The organism is Cytobacillus gottheilii, from assembly GCF_001636345.1.
Lineage (GTDB): Bacteria > Bacillota > Bacilli > Bacillales > Cytobacillaceae > Cytobacillus > Cytobacillus gottheilii.
The window spans coordinates 2126118-2142734 of record NZ_KV440945.1; the positions used below are offsets into that span (position 1 = coordinate 2126118).

Sequence of the window (16617 nt, forward strand, 5' to 3'; positions counted from 1 at the left end):
GATGAAAATTACAGAATTGCTGACAAAGGAGACCATTTTGCTTTCGATTAATGGCAGCGAAAAAGCTGAAGCAATCGAAGCATTAGTCAATAAATTAGACTCAGCAGGCAAATTAAATAACCGAGATGAATTTAAGAAAGCTATTCTTAAAAGAGAAGAGCAAAGTACAACAGGAATCGGAGAGGGAATTGCGATTCCGCATGCTAAAACTGCCGCAGTCAAAACTCCTGCCATTGCTTTTGGTAAGTCTGAAAATGGTGTTGATTATCAATCACTGGACGGACAGCCGGCATTTCTTTTCTTTATGATTGCTGCTCCTGAGGGTGCAAACAATACACATTTAGAAGCATTGTCACGTCTTTCCTCCATTCTTATGAATGAAGAAGCACGTCAAAAACTGCAAAACGTTAAAGTAGAGCAAGATGTTATCGATATTATCAATTCATATGATCAAGAAGAGGAAGAAGAACCAGCTCAAGAGGAAATTAATGAGACTGAGCAATTTATTGTTGCTGTTACTGCGTGTCCAACTGGAATTGCCCACACGTATATGGCGGCAGATTCTCTTAAAGCAAAAGCTGCTGAAATGGGTGTTCAGATTAAGGTTGAAACAAATGGTTCTAGCGGTGCGAAGAACGTCTTAACAGCTGAAGAAATTGAGAAAGCAACTGCAGTTATTGTAGCGGCTGACACAAAAGTAGAAATGGCGCGTTTTGGAGGCAAGCATGTCCTGCAAACGCCAGTTGCTGATGGAATCCGCAAGCCGAAGGAGTTAATTGAAAAGGCATTAAATCAGGATGTACCTGTTTATACAGCGGATAGTAATTCAAAGTCAGGTGAAGGGCAAAAAGAACAAAAAGCGGGGATTTACAAGCATTTAATGAATGGTGTATCAAACATGCTGCCATTTGTTGTCGGCGGAGGTATTTTGATTGCGATTTCCTTTATGTTTGGTTATAATGCTTCAAATCCTGATGACCCATCATATCACCCTATTGCAGAAGCATTAAATACAATTGGCGGTGGCAGTGCATTTGGTCTTATTATTCCAATTCTGGCTGCCTTCATCGCAATGAGCATTGCTGATCGTCCAGGGTTTGCAGCTGGTGCTGTTGGCGGTATGCTTGCTGCAACTGGAGGAGCAGGTTTCCTTGGCGGTATTATTGCCGGGTTCTTGGCTGGATATTTAGTTGTAGGCTTGAAAAAGGTTCTTTCAGGATTGCCTGCAGCATTAGAGGGAATTAAAACGATTTTATTATATCCTCTACTTGGTATTGGATTAACTGGATTCATTATGCTTTATGTTGTTAATAAACCAGTAGCCGCATTAGATGATGCCATTACAGGCTGGTTAACAGGTTTAGGAACAGGAAATGCTGTTTTGCTTGGTGCTGTTTTAGGGTTAATGATGGCCTTTGATATGGGAGGACCAGTCAATAAATCCGCATATGTGTTTGGAACAGGTCTCCTTGCAAGTGATGTATTTGGACCAATGGCAGCTGTTATGGCAGCAGGAATGGTTCCGCCATTAGCAATTGCTTTAGCAACTACTTTCTTTAAAAATAAATTTACGAAACAAGAGAGAGAAGCAGGAAAAGTGAACTACATTATGGGTGCTTCCTTCATTACTGAAGGTGCCATACCATATGCAGCAGCCGATCCGCTCCGTGTAATTCCTTCTATGATGGTTGGTTCAGCTATTGCCGGTGCTGTGTCCATGATGGCCAATATTGGTCTAAGAGCACCGCATGGCGGAGTATTTGTTATTCCATTAGTTGAAGGTCCATGGTTTGTTTACCTGATTGGAATTGTAGCTGGAGCAATTGTATCTGCTCTATTAATAGGACTTCTGAAAAAACCAGTAAAATAATGTAAAGTTCATTTTAGATACCGAAAAGGCGCTTCCGGCTTTATAAAAGCAGGAGGCGCCTTTTATATAGATATAGGAATGAAGACTCAATTTCAATATTTAGAACATACGTTCGATTTTTAGGACGAGTTTATGGTATAATGAAATAGCAGTGGAAAGTTTCTATATAGGGTGGTCGGCTAACCCCGTTCCGAGAGGGGGTGATGCCTTTGACAGTATATGAAGGAATGATGATTATGATTTCCTTTGCAAGCTTGATTATTGCTGTCTTAAGTTTTAAAGATAAAAAATAGACCTCCCTTGAGCTAAAAGAAGGGTGAGGTCTACGTGATTTGGGCCGATCCCCGATGGAAACGGACTATTGTAAATGGCTGTGAATGCTGCAACATTCACAGCTGTTTTTATTAAGTATTTAAGTTTACTTAGTTAAAGGATATCATATCAACCATGCAAAGTCACGGCAATTTATTTGAAATTCCTCAGATCTTGCGTTAGGCAGCTTCCTTTTCAGGTTTTATTGCCCACAGTGTTGCTAATGCTGCTAGGACAGTAAGTGCGCATAACAAATAGAAAAGCCAGTTTTCAGCATGCTTTAATAGCAATGCAATGGCAGGTGGTCCCCCTGCAACTCCAATAAAGCGCATTGAACTGTATACCGAGGAAATCGTTCCCCTTTCCTCTTTTTCAATTCCTTCTGTAATTAAAGCATCGAGACATGGAAGAGCTATGCCAATTCCAATTCCACAAAGTAAAAACAAGCAAATCATATAGATTAGATTTTCAGAAAAACTAAGCAGAACAACGGAAGCTGCAGATAATGAACAGCCAATGAAAATAATCCATTTCATCATGATTTTATTTTCTTTAATCTTTTTTCCAGTAATATAGGATCCTAAACATAATGCCCCAAGAGGTACAGCGAGCAAAAATCCTTTTTTAAGATTTTTTATATCAAAAGTATTCTCAAGAACATCAGATAAATAAAAGAGCACACCAAACAGTACAAACATCAAAATAGCACCAATCAGAAAGATGGCATATAACCATTTGCCATTATCTTTGAAAATCTGCTTGATCTTTTTGAAAAACTTTTTAATAGGCAAGGGTTTTTCTTTTTTTTTCGGCGTCTTAACTAGAAAAAACATTAGTAATATAGAAATACCGCAAAACACTGGAAATGAAAAAAAAGGTAAAAACCATATAAATCCAGCTAATAATGCTCCAAGGATAGGACTGAGAACTTTTCCGAACGTATTTGCCGTTTCAATCAAGCCTAAGGAGCTGCTGATTTCATCATCATTTTTGTACATATCGCCAACAAGCGGCATTACAATAGGTGCAGCACCTGCTGCACCCACTCCCTGAAGTGCTCTTCCTAAGAGGATAATCATGTATGGATCATTCATTTTCCATGAAGCCCAGCCAGAGATAATGCCTCCAATTCCAGCTATAAAAAGGCTTGGAATGATAACTCTTTTTCTGCCGATGTGATCAGATAACAAGCCGGCAAGGGGTATTAAAAAGATGGCCACAATTGAATAAACTGTTATAATCATACTAACTTGGAAAGAGGAAATGTTTAGTTTTTTTTCCATCTCAGGCAGCACTGGAATGAGCATCGAATTTCCCAAGGTCATAACCAATGGTATGGATGAAATGGATAAGATAGCCCATTTTTGATTATTCTTATCTTCTTGCTCGTTGTTCCCTTTTTTCTTTTTTGCAACAATCTGTTCAATATTGTCCATGAGTGGGCTAACCTTCCTTCTGTTTAAGGTCACTAAGCTTAATATGGACGATTTATGACAAAAATAATTGCTGAATTGACTTATTTTTTTGGTAATCAATAGGAATAAAGTGTAGATGGGGTGTTTTATTTTGAAAGGAAAAATTATAACTTTAAGTATCGGAAAACCTAAAGTTTTTCAATGGAAAAGAAAACCTGAACAATCAGGAATTGCGAAGACAATTGTCGAAGAAGTCCAATTAAATAAGCAATGCTTTGAAGGTGATGGGGTTGCTAATGAGAAGTTTCACGGCGGACCAGATCGTGCTGTTTGCGCATACCCTTTTGAACACTACGAATATTGGGAAAAAGTCTTTCAAAAGCCATTTGCTCCACCGTCATTTGGAGAAAATATTTGTGTGAAGGATATGATAGAAAAGGATGTCTACATAGGTGACATTTTTCAAACAGGAAATGTTATCATACAAATCACGCAAGGAAGAATTCCATGTTCGACGCTTTCAAAATTCAATGAAACCGATGCATTACTTTCAAAAACATTTGAAACAGGCTATACAGGCTATTTTTTTAAAGTGCTTGAAGAGGGTACGGTTTATTCAGAGAGTTCTTTAGAACTGATCGAGAGAAAGCAGGAAAGTATTTCAGTTTTAGATGCTAATTTAATTATGTTTGAGCGTAATGATCCGCAAAAAATGAGAGATCTTCTAACTTTACAAGATCTGGCCGAAGAGTGGAAAATTAAGCTGGAAAAATACATAAGAGCTGCAAAATAATTTTTTTGTAAAATACTCTTGACATTTTTGGAATTGACAAATATGATAGTAGACAAATATGAAACGGCAATGACGAAGAGTAGTAACTTCTGTAAATACTTCAGAGAGCTGGTGGTTGGTGCAAACCAGTGTAGCTGCAGTTGCGAATGGACTTCAGAGCTTTCAAACCGAACAGGAACACTCCTTATTAGGCTTTGGCGAAGCGTCTCATCGTTACAAGAGACAGGTATTTGGAATGCTTTTAAGCATTTAGATATCTGTTTAAGTGAGCTGAATTTTTCAGCTAATGAAGGTGGCACCACGGATTTCTCGTCCTTTTTATGACGGGAGGCCCTTTTTGTATTTCAAAAAAAAATTAAATTGATGATCAAGAGTAGTATATTGAAAAGAAGCACTTCAGAGAGCCGGGAATGGTGGGAACCGGTGTGATTCTTCAATGGAATGGACTTGTGAGAGGTCTTCTGAATGGCAGTAGGAAGACACGGGGATCCTCCGTTATTAGGAAAAGGTACTTCTGTTATACAGATGTACCGTTCAGAGGGAGTATGTTTAAAAAACTCCGAACTGAGGTGGCACCACGATCGAAAGATTCGTCCTCTATGCGCATTGCGATGCGTATAGGGGATTTTTTTATTTCTCTAAAAGGTCAGAGCAAAACTTAGTAAACGTAATGAATAAAAGAATGGAGGATACAAAATGATTGCCTCGAAAAATCAGTTAATTATTCAACAGCTCTCCGGAGATACTCTAACACCTATTTCCATTTATATGAAACTGCAGGGCAGCCGGAAATTTATTTTCGAAAGCTCACTTAAGCATGAAAAGTCTGGCCGTTATTCATTTATTGGAACAAACCCTGTTTTAGAGCTCACAGGCAGAAATGACCAATGCGAATTGAGCTTCTCTGGTCAGGTGATAAGCAAGAAGCAAAAACCCATTGAAGCTTTAAGGGAACTGCTTCCCATGATAGACGAACAATCTGATCTCCCATTTTGCGGAGGAGCTGTTGGATTTGCAGGATATGACGCCATTCGTCAATATGAAAAAATCGGCAAGACCGGAGCAGATGAGCTGAATCTGCCGGATGTTCACTTTATGGTATACGAGGAAGTTGTCGTTTTTGATCATCTTGAGCAAAAGATCTACCTTGTAGGCTATCCAATTATAAGTGGGCAAGAAAAGGTAAGAGCCAGTCTTGAAAAGTTAACAAATGACATTCAACAGATTGATGGCTGTTTTCAGCAAAGTGAGGCAAAGCTTTCACACTTTACTCCGTCAATGAAGAAGGAGGAATACGAAGATATAGTAAAAAAAGCAAAGAGATATATTGAGCAAGGAGATATCTTTCAAGTCGTGCTTTCGCAAAGGTTCACAGCAGATTTCAAAGGAGATCCATTTTCTTTTTATCGAGAATTGCGGATTAGCAATCCATCCCCCTATTTATATTATCTGGATTACGGTTCCTATTCGGTTGCTGGTGCATCGCCAGAGAGTTTAGTAAAGGTGAGCGGTAACAAAGTATTAACAAATCCAATAGCAGGTACACGGCCACGCGGCAAAACGGCTCAAGAAGATGTGGAACTTGAAGCGGATTTACTCGCCGACGAAAAAGAGCTTGCGGAACATAGAATGCTTCTTGATCTCGGCAGAAATGATATTGGAAGAGTAGCTCACTTTGGCTCAGTTAAAATCGAAAAAAACATGCTAGTAGAAAGATTTAAACATGTGATGCATATTGTGTCCGAGGTATCTGGAACATTGAAAGAGCCTTATACAGCATTTGATGCCCTTATTGCCTGTTTGCCTGCAGGAACTGTATCAGGAGCACCAAAAGTAAGAGCGATGGAAATTATCAATGAACTTGAAACATTGAAAAGAGGGTTATATTCCGGGGCAGTTGGTTATTTTTCCGTAACAGGCAGTATGGACTTTGCCTTAGCGATCCGGACGGTGATTATAAAAGGAGATAAAGCCTATATACAAGCAGGAGCTGGAATTGTCCATGACTCTATTCCTGAAAAAGAATATGAAGAAACCATTCATAAACTAAAAGCATTCATGGAGGACGAACATGATTCTATTAATCGATAATTACGATTCGTTTACGTACAATCTCTATCAATATTTTGGCGAATTGGGTGAAGAGCTGCTGGTTGTTCGGAATGATGAAATTACTGTGGACGAAATTCGTAAATTAAATCCTGAGGGCATTGTCTTATCACCAGGTCCAGGTCATCCAAAGCATGCAGGGGTTTGTATAGACCTTATCCGTGAATTCTTTGCCAGCATTCCGATGTTAGGCGTTTGCCTGGGACATCAGGCCATTGGGTATGCCTTTGGTGCAGATGTTGAAAAAGCGGAAAAAATCATGCATGGAAAAATATCGAAATTACAGCATCAAAGCTCATCCCTTTTTGAAAAGATTTCGCCGCATATCGAAGTAATGCGGTATCATTCACTCGTTATTAAAAAAGAATCTCTTCCAGCCTGTTTAGAGGTATTAGGCTATTCGCTTGATGATCATGAAATTATGGCAGTCAAACATAAACAATATCCTGTTTACGGTTTCCAGTTTCATCCTGAATCCATAGGAACACCAGTTGGAAAAGAGCTTCTCAGCAGTTTCCTGAATAAAATTGAGAGGAGAAAAACAGATGAAAGCCATTCTGCAGCAACTAGCTGATCAACAATCATTATCAGAGGAAAGTGTGATCGAAGCCATGGAGTCGATCTTCGAGAAAAAAGCTACCAATAGTGAAATCGCGGCTTTTCTAATGGCGTTAAAGATAAAAGGAGAAACCGCAGAAGAGCTTACCGGATTAGTTAAGGCAATTAGAAAAAGGTCTAAGCCTTTTGCAACAAAATTTCCGAATGTTCTAGATAATTGCGGAACAGGGGGAGATGGATCCAAGAGTTTTAACATCAGCACAACCTCTGCATTTGTTATTGCCGGAGCAGGAATACCTGTCGCAAAGCATGGCAATCGCAGTATTTCCAGTAAAACCGGCAGTGCTGATGTCCTTGAAGAGCTGGGCATCTCCCTTGATTATGCACCTGATATTGCAGAGGAATTACTGGACGAGGCTGGGATTTGCTTTATGTTTGCTCCAAATGTACATCCCAATATGAAGGAGATTATGAAGGTGCGCAGTGATTTGCGGATTCCGACTATTTTTAATTTAATCGGGCCTTTAACAAACCCTGTCCCTCTTGAAAACCAACTAATCGGAATTTATCGGGAGGATTATTTGAAAACATTTGCTGAAGTATTAAAATCACTTGGAAGAAAAAGAGCGATTGTACTTCATGGAGCAGGAGGTATGGATGAAGCTTCTCTAATAGGAGAGAACAAACTGGTCATGCTTGAAGACAGCTCCATTACTGAAATGACCTTACATCCAGCTGACGTTGGACTCCCGACTTATTCAGCAGAGAGCATTATCGGCGGAAATGCAGCTGAAAATGCCGCAATATTGAAAAAAGTGTTACGCGGTGAACATGGTCCTTTTCGTGATACCGTCTTGCTTAATGCAGGTTTAGGAATCTTTACTGGCGGGGGAGCAGCAACCATTCAAGAAGGAATTAAGCTTGCCAAAGAATCCATTGATTCTGGAGAAGCTTTGCAGAAACTTCTGCTATTAAAAGATGCCAGCAAAAAATATAAGCAGGAGGTTATTTAGGATGTCAAACATATTAGACAAAATACTAGCTGAAAAAGAGAAAGAAATTGAAATCCTGAAAAGTACAGCTTTACGACCAATAGGCAGTGAAAAGCGTTCATTCATTTCTCATCTGCACAACACAGTTGAACTGGCTGTTATTGCAGAGTTTAAAAGGGCTTCTCCATCAAAAGGAGATATTAATATGCACAGAGATCCAGTTTCACAAGCATTATCATATGCACAAAACGGTGCTGCTGCTGTGTCTGTTCTCACTGATCAATCTTTCTTTAAAGGAGATTTTAAAGATTTGACTCTTGTAAAAGAGGCAGTGAACATTCCGGTTTTATGTAAGGACTTTATGATTGATGAAACACAAATCATCAGGGCAGAACACGCAGGAGCAGATATCATTTTATTAATCGCTGCTGCACTTAACAGAAAGAGACTGCAGGAGTTGCATCAATTTGCTCAAGAGCTTGGCTTCGATGTCCTTGTTGAAGTTCATAATCAAGCTGAGGCAGAACGTGCCATTGACATTGGTGCGAAGCTTATTGGAATTAATAATCGAAATTTAACTACGTTTCATGTTGATATAGCAAAAACAGAAGAACTGGCACCAAAGATCAAAAAAAGTGGTGCATATGTAATTAGTGAAAGCGGCTTGAAAACAAGTGAGGATATTGAAAGGGTAAAAAATGCAGGTGCAAACGGAATTCTAGTTGGCGAAGCATTTATGGCAGCAGATGGAGTGAGTGAAATGTTTGACAGAATAAAGTGTTCAGGAAAGGAGCATAGCTCAGCATGAAAGTGAAAATATGCGGAATTACAGATCTAAATACAGCACAAGCCGCAATAAATAGCGGAGCAGATGCGGTTGGCTTTGTATTTGCAGAAAGTAAAAGGCAAATAACGGCTGAAAAGGCTTTATCCATCATAAAAAATCTTCCGGAGTCTGTTCTTAAAGTTGGTGTTTTTGTTAATGAAACACGCGAAAAAATAGAGGCAGTCATACAAGAAACGGGAATTAATGTGATCCAGCTTCATGGAGATGAATCTCCAGAAGACTGTCTTCATTATGAGGTCCCTGTCATTAAATCGTTTAGTATTGGATCAAGCAGTGATCTAAAAACATTAGCACTGTATCAATGTGACTTTTATTTGCTTGATAGTCCCAAAGGAAAATACAGAGGAGGAAATGGCACTTCTTTTAATTGGAAGATGACTAAAACACTTAATAAAGATGGAAAAAAAATCATTCTTGCTGGAGGATTGAATGCATTAAATGTGGCCGCAGCTATTAACGTCGTTGATCCCTATATGGTCGATGTGAGCAGCGGAGTAGAAACGGAAGGTGTAAAAGATATAGATAAAATCAATGATTTTATGCTGCATGCAAAAGAAATGAAGGAGGAAGTAAACAAATGACTTATACAATGCCAGACAAACGCGGCCACTTTGGAACTTATGGCGGCAGATATGTGCCGGAAACACTCATGCAGGCCGTTTTAGAATTAGATGAACAATACAGGAAAGCATTAAAAGATAAAGCTTTTACAGAAGAGCTTAATCATCTTCTTAAAAACTATGTAGGCAGGGAAACACCTCTTTATTTTGCTGAGAATTTAACGAAATATGCAGGTGGAGCACAGATTTATTTAAAACGAGAGGACCTAAATCATACAGGTGCCCATAAAATAAATAATTCTCTCGGGCAAGCTTTGCTGACTGTCAGAATGGGCAAAAAGAAAGTTGTGGCCGAAACTGGAGCAGGACAGCATGGAGTGGCAACAGCCACCGCCTGTGCACTTCTAAATCTTGAATGCATTATTTTTATGGGAGAAGAAGATATTCGCAGACAGCAGCTGAATGTCTTTCGAATGGAATTGCTGGGAGCAAAAGTTGTGAGTGTCACATCTGGAAGCGCGACTTTAAAAGATGCGGTAAACGAAGCCTTGCGTTATTGGGTAACCAATGTGGAAGATACCCATTATATACTTGGTTCGGTAATGGGACCGCACCCGTTTCCGGAAATGGTACGGCATTTTCAAAGTGTAATTGGCGAGGAAACAAAAAAGCAATTTCTTGAGATAACGGGCAAGCTTCCAGACGCGGCAGTTGCGTGTATTGGCGGGGGCAGTAATGCGATGGGCATGTTTTATCCTTTTATTGAAGACGAGAGTGTGGAGCTGTTTGGGGTAGAAGCTGCCGGCATCGGCCTTGAAAGCGGAAAACATGCAGCTTCTTTAACAAAAGGAAATCCAGGGGTGCTTCATGGTTCATATATGTATTTGCTGCAGGATGCAAACGGGCAAATCGAAGAAGCTTTCTCAATTTCTGCAGGTTTGGATTATCCAGGTGTTGGTCCAGAGCACAGCTACTTAAAGGATATAGGAAGAGTGAAATACACGTCCATTACAGATACAGAAGCTTTATCTGCACTGCAATTACTATGCAGAACAGAAGGAATCATTCCTGCTCTTGAAAGCGCCCATGCCATATCCTATGGTGTTAAACTTGCGAAAGAATTGGGAAAAGAAAAATCAATTGTCATCTGTTTATCAGGCAGAGGAGATAAAGATGTATCTTCTGTGCAAGAACGACTCGGAGGTGACCATAATGAATAGAATTGAAAAAGTATTTAAAACACTAAATCTTAAGGAAGAAAAAGCATTTGTTCCTTATATTATGGCAGGAGACGGCGGTTTAGAAAACTTAGGAGAACGAATAACATTTCTGGAGAGGGCTGGGGCCACAGCGGTAGAGATAGGCATTCCATTTTCAGACCCGGTTGCTGATGGGCCCATTATACAAGAGGCAGGGATCAGAGCTTTGAAGAACAATATCTCATTAAGAGATGTCATTCAAGCAATCCGCAGCATACGCCCGATTATTCATATACCTATTATATTAATGACATACCTGAATCCTGTTTTAGCATACGGAAGAGATCGATGCTTTGAGGATTGCAGAAATGCTGGAGTAGATGGATTTATTATTCCTGATTTGCCGATTGAAGAGGAAGAACTACTTTTAGAAAAGGCGGATAGAGAGGGGATTGAGCTGATTCGCTTAGTAACACTTACGAGTCCAGTGGAGCGTATTCAGGAAATTGCTCAAAGAGGTAAAGGCTTTTTATACGCTGTTACCGTTAACGGAATTACTGGTACACGTTCAGAGTTTCATTCTCAGCTCGGCGATTATTTGCAGAGTATAAAAGAAGTTTCTTCTATTCCTGTATTAGCCGGGTTTGGTATTTCGACTCCAGAACAAGTAAGATCCATCAGTTCTTATTGTGATGGTGTAATTGTTGGCAGCAAAATTGTTCAGTTATTTGAACAAAATAAGCAGGAGGAAATTGAAACATTGATTGGAGCTGTGAAGAAGGTAAATATAACAGAATAAAACTAAAAAGGCTGATCCTCTGAATGAGTTTAAAATGACGTCATTAATGCAAACAAATTTGGATAAGAAAGATGAATAGGGAAATTTTATAAAAGAAGATACAATCACGGAGGTGTCCTGCTGTGATTTACGGCCCTGAACAATATAAAAATGACGTCGATCGCTATATCGTTAGTATTAAAAATCAGCTGCAAAAATTATCTGGTTCATGGAATATACAAAGCTGCTGTATATTGGAAGATTTTGAACTGCTCCAAAAACAAGTTATGGAAGCACATAACCTTGCTTCCACCTATTATTTACAATCGTATTTATTGCCTTATACAGACGAAGCTGCGACATTAAGTCTGGCTGCTCAGCATTTATCAGAGCGGAGGCACGGCGGCTTAAATGTTATTGAAAGAACGGAAGATGTAACAGCATATATGCACAATGGGATTGAAGTGGGGGCGAAAGTAAGTTATACAATGCTAGAGACGATTTTTTATGATGGTAATCCCTTACATGATGGTGCCGTTCACATTCGAAGAGATGAAATTCTTTCTGCTGGTAACATATTGCCTGTTGCTAAAACAGAGCAGCAGGGGAAAAAGATTGGTACGCGGCATCGAGCTGCTATTGGCATTTCTGAAGTAACTGACGCAATTGCAATAGTTGTATCAGAAGAAACAGGACGAATATCATTTGCCTTACAAGGCAAGCTTTATACAGTGCGCAACTAGTTATTTTTTGAATTTGGCTGAATGTAGTTTGTATAGAGGCTGGGACATAAGTATTTAACATGCCCATAGAACCGAATGGTTAGGAAGTCATCTTTCTAATCATTCGTTTTTTTTATTTATAATTATAAAATATATTTTATTAACATGAGTGAAATGGAGCGGGCTTGTGTAAACACGCAAACCTTGAAAATGAACATTACTGTTTTAGAAAGAGTATTTTCGTTTTGTCTAGCCTCTTTGCTGTTTAGAGGAAATCCTAAACAAAATTTAAAAAAGGAAATCTATTACATAAAATTTCATCTTACTGGAAATCCTGTTATTAGTTACTAAAGGAGGAATAAACATGGATCATCAAAATGCTGAAAATCTAAATGAAGAAACAGCTGAAACATTAACGAACAGACAGGGCCACCCGATCACAAACAACCAAAATATGCGGACAGTTGGAAATCGAGGACCAGCCACTCTTGAAAATTACGATTTTATTGAAAAGATTAGCCACTTTGACCGCGAACGTGTGCCTGAAAGGGTCGTTCATGCCCGCGGTGCTGGTGCACATGGATATTTTGAAGCATATGGAACTTGTGGAAACGAGCATGTATCAACATATACACGCGCAAAGCTTTTTCAGGAAAAAGGCAAGAAAACTCCTGTTTTCGTACGTTTTTCATCCGTTATACATGGCGGTCATTCGCCCGAGACATTGCGTGATCCACGCGGATTTGCTGTTAAGTTTTATACAGAGGATGGAAATTGGGATTTGGTTGGGAATAATTTGAAGATTTTCTTTATCCGCGATGCCGTGAAATTTCCTGATATGATTCATGCCTTTAAACCTGATCCAATTACAAATATTCAAGACAGTGAACGCTTCTTTGACTTCTGTTCGAATTCACCGGAAACCTTTCATATGGTAACATTTGTATATTCACCATGGGGAATTCCTGCAAACTATCGAATGATGCAAGGCTCTGGTGTCAATACATATAAATGGGTCAATGCAGAAGGTAAAGCTGTGCTGGTGAAATACCACTGGGAACCAAAGCAAGGCATAAAAAATTTAACTCAAAAAGAAGCAGAGCAAATCCAGGCGAAGAATTTCAATCATGCTACACAAGACTTATATGATGCGATTGAAAAGGAAGATTATCCTGAATGGGAGCTTCTTGTTCAAATCATGAGTGATGATGATCATCCTGAGCTGGATTTTGATCCGCTTGACGATACAAAGCTTTGGCCGGAGGATCAATTTCCGTGGATGCCAGTCGGAAAAATGGTGTTAAACAAAAATCCAGAGGATTATTTTACTGAGGTTGAACAGGTTGCATTTGGTACTGGTGTATTAGTTGATGGACTTGATTTCTCTGATGATAAAATGCTTCAAGGCAGAACATTCTCATACTCAGATACACAGCGATATCGTGTCGGCGCCAATTATTTGCAGCTGCCAATCAATGCACCGAAGAAAAGAGTATCAACAAACCAGCGCGGCGGGCAAATGCAGTATAAAGTTGATTTAGCACCCGGGCAAAATCCGCATATAAATTATGAACCTTCAACACTTGGCGGCCTAAAAGAAGCCAAGCAGGCAGGCAAGGAATATACACCGAAAGTGGAAGGAAAGCTTGTAAGAGAATCGATCGATAGACAGAGCAATACGAAGCAAGCAGGCCATACGTACAGAAGCTTTGAAGAATGGGAAAAAGATGAGCTAATTTCAAATCTTGTCAATGATTTATCTGACTGTGATCCTCGCATTCAGGAAAAAATGATACAGCTCGCTGAAGAAGCTGACGAAGAATATGGCCGCAGATTGCGTGAAGGGATTGCCAGCAAACCAAAGGATGGCACAACACATAAGCCATTAGGAAATATTGATGGAGATAAAGCACCAGAACAAGCAATAAATGAAGGTCATGAAGCAGATCCTTATTAAATTGTAAACTGAGAATGGCTGAGGGGAATACCCTTGGCTTTTTTTATTTTTCAGATGTGTAATTAGGAAAAGTATGGCAGTTAATTGGTAAAAGTTATAAAATAAATAGTATATTTAGGTGTGTTAAAGGGGGTATTTTCTTGGCTGAAACAAAAAAAGAAAAGAAAAGTCAGATGCCATTTCGTATCAATTTGTTATTCTTTGCTGTTTTTTTTCTATTTTCGATTTTAATCGTCCGTCTGGGAATTGTGCAAATTGTAAATGGAGAATCGTATAAACTAGAGGTTGAAAAAACCGAGGATGTAACAGTTTCTGATCCTGTGCCGCGCGGCAGAATGCTCGACCGCCATTTTAATATCATCGTCGATAATGTTCCAAAGAGTGCGATTACCTATACAAATTCAAATGAAAAACAGCAGGATATGCTTGAAGTTGCCGAGAACCTGTCACTCTTAATAGAACAGCCTGTCGATAAAATTAGAGAAAGAGAAAAGAAAGATTTTTGGATTATGAGAAATCCCGATGTAGCAAAAGAAAAAATTACAGAGGAAGAATGGGAAGAATTCGAAAACAATGAACGAACTGATAAGGAATTATATCAGCTTCAAATAGATAGAATTACAGATGAAGATCTTAAGGGACTGTCAATGGAAGATTTAGAGGTCCTGGCGATTTTTAGAGAGTTGACGAGCGGATATGCTTTTACAAAGCAGATTGTTAAAAATGAAGATGTCAAACCAGAGGAGTATGCTGCAGTAAGTGAAAACCTTGCTTATTTGCCTGGTATCGATACGACTACTGACTGGGATCGAACCTATAACTTTGGCAATACATTAAAATCAGTTTTAGGCGGAATCACAGATTCATCGGAAGGACTGCCGAAAGAAAGACTCGACTATTACTTAGCAAGAGATTACAGCCTTAATGACCGGGTCGGCAAAAGTTATTTGGAGCTCCAATATGAAGAAGTACTGCATGGGCAAAAGGCAAAGGAAAAAGTCATAACAAAAGGAGGACAGCTTCTCGGAACCGAAACACTTACTGAAGGGTCGAGAGGAAAAGATTTAGTGCTTTCTGTTGATATGGAGCTTCAGCAGAAAATTGAGAAAATAATTGAAGAGGAAATGATCAAGGCAAAAAATAGCGGAAGAACTCGGCTGCTTGACCGCGCATTTGTCGTGTTAATGGATCCCTATACAGGAGAAGTCCTAACAATGGCAGGCAAACAGCTGGTGAGAAATAAAGAAACAGGAAAACAGGAAATGCAGGATTATGCGCTTGGAACCATCTCATCAGCATATGGTGTTGGCTCTGCAGTTAAAGGAGCAACTGTCTTAACAGGATTTAAAACAGGGGCCATTAATCAAAATACAGTGTTTTATGATTCGCCAGTGAAAATTAGGGATACTCCTTTAAAAAGTTCTTGGTTTAATGGCAGTTTCCAAGGCAATATGAGTGTCTTACGGGCTTTGCGAAAATCATCCAATGTCTATATGTTTAAGACAGCGATGGCGATTGGTGAAGGAAATTATGTTTATGACCAGCCGCTTACATTAAGAAATAAGCGTGCTTTTGAAGATATGCGGGATGGCTTTAGTGAATTTGGTCTTGGTGTACGGACAGGAATTGATTTGCCTAATGAGATTCCAGGCTATATTGGGCAAGATAGACTGCCGGGAAAACTGCTTGACCTTGCGATCGGACAGTTTGATACTTATACACCTATGCAGCTGGCTCAATACGTATCTACTATTGCAAATGGGGGTTACCGTATTCAGCCAAGAATGGTAAAAGAGATAAGAGAGTCGACGATTGATGGGGAAACGCTTGGACCAATCATTCAGGAGATGCAGCCTACTATCTTAAACAAATTAGAGATGACTGAAAATGAAATTGGGATTGTGAAGGAAGGGTTTAGACAAGTAATGAACAACCCGGACGGCACTGCTTATAGAGCGTTTGCAGATGCACCCTATGCACCTGCGGGGAAAACAGGAACAGCTGAGGCCTTTTACGATGGACCGGATCGAAAAAAAGGAGATCCGCTGATTCCGGTTATGAATTTAAGTCTGGTCGCATATGCACCATATAACAATCCAGAGATCGCCATGTCGGTTGTCGTGCCGTGGGCATATGAAGGAGAATCAGGTCATACAGCTAATTATGATATTGGCCGGAGGGTATTAGATACGTACTTTGCGTTAAAAAATGATCAGTCAGATCCGGTTAAAGATGAATCAGAAGATCAGTAAAGACCAGGAGTTTTCTCCTGGTCTCATCTCATTCATGGTGTTTCCTCGGAAGGACCTGCCTGCCTTTAATCATGAATTTATTCCATAACTTTTTCAGTTTTATAAAAACACTCTCTGTCCGTCGCTCCGTTTTTAATAGCTTCCGATAGAAAAAGAAATGTATGGCTTCCTCCAAAAGAATGAGAAACAGAAAGAGACCTCCTATCAGCATAAGCCAAAATGTCATCTCAATACCTCCTTATCTTTCATCCTA

Annotated in this window: 14 protein-coding genes and 2 other annotated features; of the genes, 13 read left to right on the forward strand and 1 reads right to left on the reverse strand. The window is 39.5% G+C overall.

Going from position 1 to position 16617, the window contains the following annotated elements:
• Position 1: 1 nt before the first annotated feature.
• Positions 2–1870, forward strand: a complete 1869-nt coding sequence (locus A6754_RS10305) for a PTS fructose transporter subunit IIABC (RefSeq protein ID WP_066444758.1) — start codon at positions 2–4, stop codon at positions 1868–1870.
• A 203-nt stretch (positions 1871–2073) separates the two neighbouring features.
• A complete protein-coding gene (locus A6754_RS23390; RefSeq protein ID WP_367659892.1) occupies positions 2074–2163 on the forward strand; it encodes a putative holin-like toxin in 90 nt (29 codons plus the stop codon).
• 198 nt (positions 2164–2361) lie between these two features.
• On the opposite strand, the gene bcbE is transcribed toward A6754_RS23390, so the two are convergent.
• Positions 2362–3618, reverse strand: coding sequence for a bacillibactin exporter BcbE (gene bcbE, locus A6754_RS10310; protein WP_066444761.1), 1257 nt, complete (start codon positions 3616–3618; stop codon positions 2362–2364).
• 130 nt (positions 3619–3748) lie between these two features.
• Here bcbE and A6754_RS10315 point away from each other — a divergent pair, with 130 nt between their 5' ends.
• From A6754_RS10315 to A6754_RS10370, 11 genes are all read left to right on the forward strand, one after another.
• Positions 3749–4390 carry an MOSC domain-containing protein gene (locus A6754_RS10315; RefSeq protein WP_257297439.1) on the forward strand — a complete coding sequence of 214 codons (642 nt, stop codon included), beginning with the start codon at positions 3749–3751 and terminating at the stop codon, positions 4388–4390.
• 60 nt (positions 4391–4450) lie between these two features.
• Positions 4451–4710 (forward strand) — a binding site (T-box leader).
• 34 nt (positions 4711–4744) lie between these two features.
• Positions 4745–4991 (forward strand) — a binding site (T-box leader).
• Positions 4992–5086: 95 nt separating this feature from the next.
• Positions 5087–6481, forward strand: a complete 1395-nt coding sequence (gene trpE, locus A6754_RS10325) for an anthranilate synthase component I (protein ID WP_066444768.1) — start codon at positions 5087–5089, stop codon at positions 6479–6481.
• The gene (locus A6754_RS10330; protein WP_066444771.1) at positions 6462–7073 is read left to right on the forward strand and encodes an anthranilate synthase component II; all 612 of its coding nucleotides are present in this window, start codon (positions 6462–6464) and stop codon (positions 7071–7073) included. Before trpE ends, A6754_RS10330 begins: the two co-directional genes overlap by 20 nt.
• The gene (trpD, locus tag A6754_RS10335) at positions 7045–8070 is read left to right on the forward strand and encodes an anthranilate phosphoribosyltransferase (protein WP_066444781.1); all 1026 of its coding nucleotides are present in this window, start codon (positions 7045–7047) and stop codon (positions 8068–8070) included. The genes A6754_RS10330 and trpD overlap by 29 nt, the downstream gene beginning before the upstream one ends.
• A gap of 1 nt (position 8071) precedes the next feature.
• Positions 8072–8857, forward strand: coding sequence for an indole-3-glycerol phosphate synthase TrpC (gene trpC, locus A6754_RS10340; RefSeq protein WP_066444785.1), 786 nt, complete (start codon positions 8072–8074; stop codon positions 8855–8857).
• Positions 8854–9477 carry a phosphoribosylanthranilate isomerase gene (locus A6754_RS10345; protein WP_066444788.1) on the forward strand — a complete coding sequence of 208 codons (624 nt, stop codon included), beginning with the start codon at positions 8854–8856 and terminating at the stop codon, positions 9475–9477. The genes trpC and A6754_RS10345 overlap by 4 nt, the downstream gene beginning before the upstream one ends.
• Positions 9474–10676 (forward strand): tryptophan synthase subunit beta, encoded by a 1203-nt coding sequence (trpB, locus tag A6754_RS10350; RefSeq protein WP_066444791.1) that lies wholly within the window; start codon positions 9474–9476, stop codon positions 10674–10676. Before A6754_RS10345 ends, trpB begins: the two co-directional genes overlap by 4 nt.
• Positions 10669–11454 (forward strand): tryptophan synthase subunit alpha, encoded by a 786-nt coding sequence (gene trpA, locus A6754_RS10355; RefSeq protein ID WP_066444794.1) that lies wholly within the window; start codon positions 10669–10671, stop codon positions 11452–11454. Before trpB ends, trpA begins: the two co-directional genes overlap by 8 nt.
• A gap of 122 nt (positions 11455–11576) precedes the next feature.
• Complete coding sequence (gene cdaS, locus A6754_RS10360) at positions 11577–12176, forward strand: sporulation-specific diadenylate cyclase CdaS (RefSeq protein ID WP_066444798.1); 600 nt, start codon at positions 11577–11579, stop codon at positions 12174–12176.
• 343 nt (positions 12177–12519) lie between these two features.
• Positions 12520–14112, forward strand: a complete 1593-nt coding sequence (locus A6754_RS10365; RefSeq protein ID WP_066444802.1) for a catalase — start codon at positions 12520–12522, stop codon at positions 14110–14112.
• Positions 14113–14285: 173 nt separating this feature from the next.
• Complete coding sequence (locus A6754_RS10370) at positions 14286–16364, forward strand: penicillin-binding transpeptidase domain-containing protein (protein WP_066451557.1); 2079 nt, start codon at positions 14286–14288, stop codon at positions 16362–16364.
• The last annotated feature ends 253 nt before the right edge of the window (positions 16365–16617 follow it).

Excerpts from the sequence above, each read along its gene's own strand:
- A6754_RS10305 (WP_066444758.1), top strand. The coding sequence starts at position 2 with ATGAAAATTACAGAATTGCTGACAAAGGAGACCATTTTGCTTTCGATT.
- A6754_RS23390 (WP_367659892.1), top strand. The coding sequence starts at position 2,074 with ATGCCTTTGACAGTATATGAAGGAATGATGATTATGATTTCCTTTGCA.
- bcbE (WP_066444761.1), bottom strand. The coding sequence starts at position 3,618 with ATGGACAATATTGAACAGATTGTTGCAAAAAAGAAAAAAGGGAACAAC.
- trpE (WP_066444768.1), top strand. The coding sequence starts at position 5,087 with ATGATTGCCTCGAAAAATCAGTTAATTATTCAACAGCTCTCCGGAGAT.
- A6754_RS10330 (WP_066444771.1), top strand. The coding sequence starts at position 6,462 with ATGATTCTATTAATCGATAATTACGATTCGTTTACGTACAATCTCTAT.
- trpD (WP_066444781.1), top strand. The coding sequence starts at position 7,045 with ATGAAAGCCATTCTGCAGCAACTAGCTGATCAACAATCATTATCAGAG.
- trpC (WP_066444785.1), top strand. The coding sequence starts at position 8,072 with ATGTCAAACATATTAGACAAAATACTAGCTGAAAAAGAGAAAGAAATT.
- A6754_RS10345 (WP_066444788.1), top strand. The coding sequence starts at position 8,854 with ATGAAAGTGAAAATATGCGGAATTACAGATCTAAATACAGCACAAGCC.
- trpB (WP_066444791.1), top strand. The coding sequence starts at position 9,474 with ATGACTTATACAATGCCAGACAAACGCGGCCACTTTGGAACTTATGGC.
- trpA (WP_066444794.1), top strand. The coding sequence starts at position 10,669 with ATGAATAGAATTGAAAAAGTATTTAAAACACTAAATCTTAAGGAAGAA.
- A6754_RS10365 (WP_066444802.1), top strand. The coding sequence starts at position 12,520 with ATGGATCATCAAAATGCTGAAAATCTAAATGAAGAAACAGCTGAAACA.
- A6754_RS10370 (WP_066451557.1), top strand. The coding sequence starts at position 14,286 with ATGCCATTTCGTATCAATTTGTTATTCTTTGCTGTTTTTTTTCTATTT.